Raw genomic sequence first — 7,558 nt, 5'->3', positions numbered from 1 at the left:
GGCCGGCGCCGTGCCCCTGCGGATCGCCTCGGCCAGAACCGAGGACGAGGACGAAGATCCCCGCCCGGAAGCCATCACCAGGATCTTGGCAGCGACATTTTGGCCAAGACCAGGATGCGAACGGTCGATGATGTCGCCCGTCTCGATGTCCAGGCCGCCCCAGAAACTGAGCGCTTGCGACAGCACCAGCGCCGAGCCTTGTGCCTCGCCGGCAAGCTGGAAACAGCCAACTCTGTTCAGGGCTCGACTTTTCAGGGCTCGACTTGCCTGTTCACTCATGGCGCACCCCTCACGACGTGCCCGACCGCTGCCGAGCGGATGCAGTCCTCCATCTCGCCGAACGCCACCGAGACGCCGATATTGCCGGGGGCGTAATGCGCCCATTTGCCGGAGTTGGTCATCACCACGCCGTCGAGGCGCTCGATGATGGTGGTGACATAGGTGCAGGTATCCGTCACTGGAATGAGGTTGAACGCCTTCACACTCTCCAGCTCGCCTTCGTCCTGAAGCCGCGTCAGCGTCGCGCGCCCGGTGTTGACATAGATCGGGATGCCCCTGCCCGGCGCGATATGGCGCAGCATCGGCAGCAGGCGCATCCACTCGTGATGGGAAAAATGCGGCGTGCCGAGCGATACGGCCGCAAGCGGCGCACCGTCGGGGACGCTGGACAGCCTGGCCAGAGCATGATCGATGTCGGCGCGAGAGATCCGGATCGTCTCCTCCGGCGCCTTGCCGCGAAACGCCTCGTCGAGCGTCTTTGCTTCCGGCGTGATGCCGACCGCATGAAACAGTGCCACCGCGCCCGTCGTTGCCGCCGCCGCACCCAGCGCCTTCAGCTGGTCCTCCTCGCGCGGCTGCGGCAGGCCCGATATCACCGGGATGCGGTCGCGACTCGCCTGCCCGATGATCAGCCCGACGCCAACGAACAGGGCGTCGGTAGGCTCGAAAGAACCGGTCAGCTCGAACAGGATCTGGCCGCGCCGGTTTTCGCTCAAATGCAGCCCCCAGGCCGGCGCCCGCCCGGTCATCGCGCAGCACAAATCGATGAAATCACCATAGCGATTGGTCCGCGCTCCAATCACCGAATTGGCAAAGACGATGGCGTTGGACTCGCCCCAGGCGATCTGCTCGCCGAAAGCCGGCCGGAACCGCGTCTGATAGGGCGCGCAGGTGAAGGTCGCCTGACAGCCGAGCTCCAGATGCGCCTTCATCAGCCGCCGCGCCGGCACTTCTTCGGCGGCCGGCATCTTCACCAGGCCGGGATGGACGAGGTCGAACGAACCGACATTCAATGTGGTGGGCACCCGAACGCTGCCACCGCCCTCGACCAGCCTCTCGACGAAATCGAGACCGGCCTGGCCGTGATAGAGGCAGCCGTCGATATGGGCACCGGCAATATCCAGCAGCTTGCGCGCGCCGACCGCCTTCGAAAAGGCGACCAGGACCTTCATCGCTGCGGCCACGGCCGGGCCGTGCTCGCCCTGCAGCATCGACTGGTCGCCCGCCATCAATTCAAGCGTCATCGGGTGTTCCGCTTTCCTCACTATGCCCGACCATGCTCTCACTGATTACAGTCCGCCTGGCAAGATCAGTTCGCGGCGATCAGCACCGTACTCTTCGGCGACCAGCGTAGCAGCACCTCCTGGCCTTCCGCCAGCCTGTCAGCGCCGGTGTTCTGCACGATGACCTTGAGCGTCTGGCCGTCGCGTTCGACGAAATAGGTACTGTTGTTGCCGGCGAAGATACGCTTGGAAATTTGGCCACGGAGCACATTGCCATTGGCCTGGTCCGCGCTTCCGGAATCGATGGCGATGCGGATGCGTTCGGGCCGCACCGCGCAGCTGGCCTTGGCGCCGGCGGCAAGCGTCGCCCCTGCCCGGGCGGCGATCGTCGTGCCGTCGGGCAGCCGGATACCGACGCCTGTGGTCTCGCCGCGAAAGATGTTGGCGTCGCCGAGGAAGGTGGCGGCGAATTCGCTTTTCGGGCTGTCGTAGATCTCCTCCGGCGGCCCTTCCTGCACCAGCTGGCCATCGCGCAGGATACCGATGCGGTCGCTCATCGTGAGCGCTTCTTCCTGGTCGTGGGTGACGAAGATGGTGGTGATGCCGATCTCGCGCTGGATACGCTTCAGTTCGATCTGCATGTCGACCCGCAGCGCCTTGTCGAGCGCGCCGAGTGGTTCGTCGAGCAAAAGCACACGCGGCTTGGTGACGATGGCGCGGGCCAGCGCAACCCGCTGGCGCTGACCGCCGGACAGCTGGTGCGGCCGGCGGCCGCCGAGTTTGCTGAGTTGTACCAGATCGAGCGCGCGCTGCACCTCGCTTGCAATAGTTGCCTTGGCCTCGCCACGCACCGACAGGCCGAAGGCAACATTGTCGGCCACGCTCATATTTGGAAACAGCGCATAGTTCTGAAACACCATGCCGATACGCCGCCTCTCGACCGGCACCCGCTCGACGCTCTCGCCGCCGATCGCGATGCGGCCCGAGTCGGGGAAATCGAAGCCCGCGATTTGCCGCAGCAGCGTGGTCTTGCCGCTGCCCGAGGGCCCAAGCAGTGCATAGAAACCACCGTCGGCAAAATCGATGGAGACGTCATCCAGTGCCTTGTGCGCCCCGAAATTGCGCGACAAATTCGATACCTGAACGCCGGTCATTATTTCTCTCCGCCGAATTTGAAGAAACGAGCCGTAAGCAGCATCAGCGCCATCGAGACGACGATGATGATCGTCGAGACCGCGTTGATCTCGGGCGTGAAACCCTTGCGGATCGCGGCGTAGATCTCGACCGGCAAGGTTGTCTGACCCGGCGTCGACAGGAAGTAGGACACCACGAACTGGTCGAACGATACGGCAAAGGCGAACAGCCCGCCGGCGATGACGCCCGGCATGATCCAGGGCAAGGTCACGCGCCGCGTCACCTGCCACTGGTTGGCGCCGAGCGATCGCGCCGCCTCTTCCAGTTCCGGCGCAAAGGTCTGCAGCCGTGCCGAGACGACGACGATGACATAGGGCAGCGCCAGCGCCACATGGCCGAGCAGGATCGCGAACAGACCACGCCCGATGCCGACGCCGAAGAAGAAGATCAGCATCGCCGTGCCGGTGATCAGCCACGGAATGGCGATCGGCGGAAACAGTAGCGCTTGCAGGAATTTCTTGCCGCGAAATTCGTAGCGATAGAACGCCAGCGACGCCGCCGTGCCGAGCGCGGTGCAAAGGATGGTGGTGATGACGGCGATCTCTAAGCTGTTCGAGGTTGCGGAGATCAGCTGGTCGTTCTGCCACAGCGACGCATACCATTCAGTCGTCCATTCGAACGGCAATTGGTAGAAGGGCGAGACGTTGAACGACATCAGCGCCATGATGACGATCGGGAGATAGAGGAAGGCGAGCAGCAGCCAGATGTAGAGCCGGCCAAGCCATTCGAGGATACGGGTCGTCGCCATCAGGCGGCCCTCCTGAGCACCGGCGATGTCAGCGCAAGAATGACCAGGACGACGGCCAGCAGGATGAAGGACAGCGCTGCGCCCAGCGGCCAGTTGAAGACGGCGACGAACTGATCCTCGATGACCGTTCCGTAGAAGGTACCGGTGCGCCCGCCGAGGATACGCGGCTCCATGAAGGAGCCGACGACGGGCACGAAGATCAGCGCTGCGCCCGCCACCAGCCCCGGCATGGACAGCGGGATGATCACCCGCCTCAGCATCTGCAGCCTTGAGGCGCCGAGCGAGCGCCCTGCCTCGATCAGCGAGTCGTCGATGGCCTGCAGCGTGAGGTAACAGGTCAGCACCATGTAGGGCACGTAGGAATGCACCAGCCCGATGACGACGGCCGGATACGAATACATCAGGTCGATGTTGATCTTGAACGGCAGCACGGCGTTGAGCGCGGTGTCGAGAATGCCGCCCTCGCGCAGCACCATCGCCCAGGAGAAGATGCGCACCAGCCCGTTCGACCAGAACGGCAGGATGACGAGCAGGAAGATCGCCTCGCGGCTGCGCCCTTTCAGCACCTTGGCCAGCACATAGGCTGCGGGAAAGCCGATGACGACGCACCACAGGGTCACCTCAAGTCCGAGCCTGAGCGACGCCAGCAGCAGCGTCAAATACAGCCGCTCTGAGAAGAAGGTGGCGTAGTTCTCCAGCGTGAACGACCACGCCTTCCCCGACAGCGGCAGCTCGGTCATCGAGGAGAAGAAGACCATGGCCGACAGCGGCAGGAAGATCGCCACCGTCAGCCACAGATAAGCGGGCAGAAGCAGGGGCAAAGCCGATCGCAATCCGCTCCTCGAACCGGTCGCGACTTGGTCCGCCATATGCCTCTCCCCGAAAGCCCGCCCGCTACTTCACGTTGACCTTGAGCTCTTGCCACAGCGCCAGATAGGCCTCGCGCTGCGCATCGGTGATCGGCGCCTGGAACTGGATGCGCTTGGCGACATCGGGATCGCCCATCACCTTGCGGTTGAACGCATCTTCGGGAAGCGCTGCAACCGCCTTGGTGTTGGCCGAGACCGGCGCGCCGACCTTGGTGACCCATTCAACGTAGAAGCCGGGATCGATCATGTAGTTGATGAACGCCTCGGCGCCGGCGACATTCTTGGAGCCGACCGGAATGGAAAAGGCGTCGAGCCAGGCGACGGCGCCTTCCCTTGGAATGACCAGCGAGACCGGCAGCTTGAAATGCGTCTTGGCGCGGTCGGCCGAACCGCTCCAGTAGGTGCCGATGTCGATCTGGTTGGAGGCGACCATCTGGTTCCAATCGTTCTCCGAGCTCCAGAATGTCTTGATCTGCGGCATCAGCGAGGTCAGCTTCGCCTTGACAGCTTCCATGTCCTTGATGTCGTTGATGTTCTGGCCGGTGGCGATGGCGCCGAACTGAACCGCTTCGACCGCGTCGTCGCGAATGACCACGCGGCCCTTATGGGCCTCGTTCCACATTTCGGTGATGCTGGTCGGCGGCGTCTCGAATGACTTCTCGTTGATGGCGAGCGCGGTCAAACCCCACACCCATGGCACGCCATAGACCTTGCCGTCACGAACGAGCATCGGCGATCCCGCCTTGTCCGGGCTGATGTCGGCGTAATTGGGAATATTGGCGACGTCGATCGGCTGGATCAGCTTTTCCGCCATCGCCTGGTCGTTGAAGGCTGCGTTGATCATGACGACGTCGTAGAGGCCGGGATTGGTCCTCAGCTTGGTCAGCATTTCCTGTTCGGAATTGAAGAAGTCGTTGACGACCTTGTTGCCGGTCGCCTTCTCGAAGGCCGCGATGGCCCAGGGCTCGTCGGCCCCGTAGCCCTTCCAGTTGAGCACATGCACTTCGGCGGCAGTGGCGGCCAGCGTCAGCGCGGAGGTGAAGACGGCAGTCGCCGTCAGAAAAGCAGTCAGTTTTGGCATGCGCATGTTCGTTCCTCTCATTGTTCTGCCCGGTTGGCGGGCTTGTTGCGTCATTTAGGCTGTCACAAATGGGCCTCTTGCTTCCGGCCGTGCACGGATCGATCGTCATCGCTGAGGAATGTCTGGATCTCCTGGTCGGTCGGCGCCGATGATCCGCCATGGCGGGTGACCGAGAGCGCCGCCGCCGCATTGGCGTAGCGCGCCGCTTCGAAGGGCGGCACGCCGCGCGAGAGCGCGCTGACGAAGGCGCCGATATGGGTGTCGCCGGCGCCGTTGGTATCGACGGCGGCGACCTTAAAACCGGGCACGGCCTGCGCGATGCCGTCACCCAGCCGCACGAAGCAGCCTTTTGCCCCGGCGCGGATGACGACCCCCTCGGCGCTCGGACTGTGATTGGAAAGAAGCCGGGCAGCAATAACCTCGACATCGCCGGGGCCGGCGATCTCGGCCGCTTCTACGATGTTGCAGCTCAGCCAGCTCGTGCGCGCCAGCACCCGGTCGAGAATGGTGCGCGGGATGTCTGATATAACAGGCGTCGGATCGAAGACGAAGGAAATTTCCGCCGGCAGCGCCTCGATCCAGTCGGCCAGCGCATCGCGGCTGCCGATATAGCTCAGCGTGTAGCCGGAGGCGAACACCCAATCCCCCGGCGCAACCCGGACGGGCGCCATCATGCCGAGGCTGAGAACACTCTCGGCACCAGGCCATGACACGAAGGTGCGCTCGGCGTCGCCGCTGATCATGGCGACGCAATTGCCGCTGTCCATCATGGTGGATGCCGGCGTCAGCGTTGCGATGCCTTCCGCCGCGAGGGCGGCACGCAGGAAGTCACCATTCGGTCCGCTGCCGAGTTGGCCGCCGAACGCCACTTTCATCCCGGTGCGGCTGGCCGCGACCATCATGTTGAAGCCGCCGCCGGCGACCTGGGCAAAGCTCGATGCGGTTTTCTCGGTGCCGGGCGTCGGCAAGGCGTCGATGCGGTAGACATAGTCGACCACCGCGCTGCCGATATGGACGAGACGCCCGCTCATGCCGCCGCGTCCTTGCCTGAAATGCTTTTCGCCATCCGCGCCGCGACCAGGTCGGCGGCGAGCGCGCGCACCTGCGCAATGTCGAGGCCTTTGAGCCGGTTGATGTGTTCCTGCGGCAATCGGGAAAAGCCGGCGCAGGCGCCTGCCATGCCGGCGGCAATGGCGCCGATCGTGTCGGTGTCGCCGCCGAGATTGGCGCTGATGACGGCCGCCAGCCAGGGATCGCCGCCGGCGATTTCCAGCACCGCGAAGGCCGCCGGAATCGATTCCTGGCTGGCGACCCCGGTCCCGACCAGATCGACAATCAGCCGGATCGCCTCCGTGACAGCCTTGCCGCGAACGAGGCTCCTCGCCCAGTCGATACGCGCGGCAATGTCGCCGCCAGTGATCCAGTGACCGAGTTCTGCGCCGCGCTTGGCCGCCACGACGGCACGATCTGCGGCGGCACGCCAGTCGCCGCCGGCAACGCCGCGGCTGACGGCGGCAGCGACGGCTGCGGCCGAAGCAATGGCGATCGAGGTGTTGTGCGTGGCGCGGCAGGTTTCGGCGACCTTGGCGACCAGCGCGTCGAGCGGCTCCGGCGGCATCATGATGCCGACCGGCGCGATCCGCATGGCGGCGCCATTGGTGTCGCCGCCACTTCCCGCTTCCTCGGCCGGCACGCCGCCATTGATGGCGTCGATGGCGCGCTTGGTCGACGGTCCGAGCAGATCGTAGCTGCCGCGCGCCTTGACCTCGCGCTCCCAGTCGAGCAGCGCATTGACCCAGCGCGTATGATCGAAGCCATCGCCTGAAACAACCAGGATACGGCCGAGCAGCAGCGCCTGTTCGGTGTCGTCGGTAACAGTGCCGGCGGCCAGGCCTTTCGACACTGGATGGTCGGCGACGGGCGCGACGAAATCCTCGACGTGGCCGTAGAGCTCGGCGATGCGGGCCGGCGACAACAACTGCGTCGGCATGCCGAGCGCATCGCCCAGCGCACCGCCGATAAGCGCGCCCATCGCCCGGTCGATCGCCTCGGCCGTGTCCATACTCAGAACTCCAGGTGAAGTGCAAAATGCGCCGGATTGAGAAGGCTGGTGACAAATTCGATGGCGCGGCCATCGGCCGCGCCATCGAATTTGTCACCAGCC

At 64.4% G+C, this 7,558-nt stretch carries 8 protein-coding genes; all 8 read right to left on the bottom strand.

The window, feature by feature from the left end; genetic code table 11:
- The coding region (locus EOA85_RS21925; RefSeq protein WP_127211146.1) for a DUF126 domain-containing protein at nucleotides 1-279 on the bottom strand (279 nt) is incomplete at its 3' end.
- Nucleotides 276-1,523, bottom strand: a complete 1,248-nt coding sequence (locus tag EOA85_RS21920; RefSeq protein ID WP_127211145.1) for an aconitase X — start codon at nucleotides 1,521-1,523, stop codon at nucleotides 276-278. The genes EOA85_RS21920 and EOA85_RS21925, both read right to left, overlap by 4 nt.
- A 65-nt stretch (nucleotides 1,524-1,588) precedes the next feature.
- Complete coding sequence (locus tag EOA85_RS21915) at nucleotides 1,589-2,656, bottom strand: ABC transporter ATP-binding protein (RefSeq protein WP_127211144.1); 1,068 nt, start codon at nucleotides 2,654-2,656, stop codon at nucleotides 1,589-1,591.
- The gene (locus EOA85_RS21910; RefSeq protein WP_127211143.1) at nucleotides 2,656-3,444 is read right to left on the bottom strand and encodes an ABC transporter permease; all 789 of its coding nucleotides are present in this window, start codon (nucleotides 3,442-3,444) and stop codon (nucleotides 2,656-2,658) included. The genes EOA85_RS21915 and EOA85_RS21910 overlap by 1 nt, the downstream gene beginning before the upstream one ends.
- A complete protein-coding gene (locus EOA85_RS21905; RefSeq protein WP_127211142.1) occupies nucleotides 3,444-4,313 on the bottom strand; it encodes an ABC transporter permease in 870 nt (289 codons plus the stop codon). The genes EOA85_RS21910 and EOA85_RS21905 overlap by 1 nt, the downstream gene beginning before the upstream one ends.
- A gap of 25 nt (nucleotides 4,314-4,338) precedes the next feature.
- Nucleotides 4,339-5,400, bottom strand: coding sequence for an ABC transporter substrate-binding protein (locus EOA85_RS21900; RefSeq protein ID WP_127211141.1), 1,062 nt, complete (start codon nucleotides 5,398-5,400; stop codon nucleotides 4,339-4,341).
- Between the two features lie 56 nt (nucleotides 5,401-5,456).
- A complete protein-coding gene (locus EOA85_RS21895) occupies nucleotides 5,457-6,425 on the bottom strand; it encodes a PfkB family carbohydrate kinase (RefSeq protein WP_127211140.1) in 969 nt (322 codons plus the stop codon).
- Nucleotides 6,422-7,456 carry an ADP-ribosylglycohydrolase family protein gene (locus EOA85_RS21890; RefSeq protein ID WP_164759795.1) on the bottom strand — a complete coding sequence of 345 codons (1,035 nt, stop codon included), beginning with the start codon at nucleotides 7,454-7,456 and terminating at the stop codon, nucleotides 6,422-6,424. The genes EOA85_RS21895 and EOA85_RS21890 overlap by 4 nt, the downstream gene beginning before the upstream one ends.
- Between the last annotated feature and the right edge of the window lie 102 nt (nucleotides 7,457-7,558).

Source organism: Mesorhizobium sp. M5C.F.Ca.IN.020.29.1.1, from assembly GCF_003997375.1.
Classification (GTDB): domain Bacteria; phylum Pseudomonadota; class Alphaproteobacteria; order Rhizobiales; family Rhizobiaceae; genus Mesorhizobium; species Mesorhizobium wenxiniae.
The sequence above is the reverse complement of the archived record's forward strand: the minus strand, read 5'-3'. Positions and strand labels throughout refer to the sequence as shown.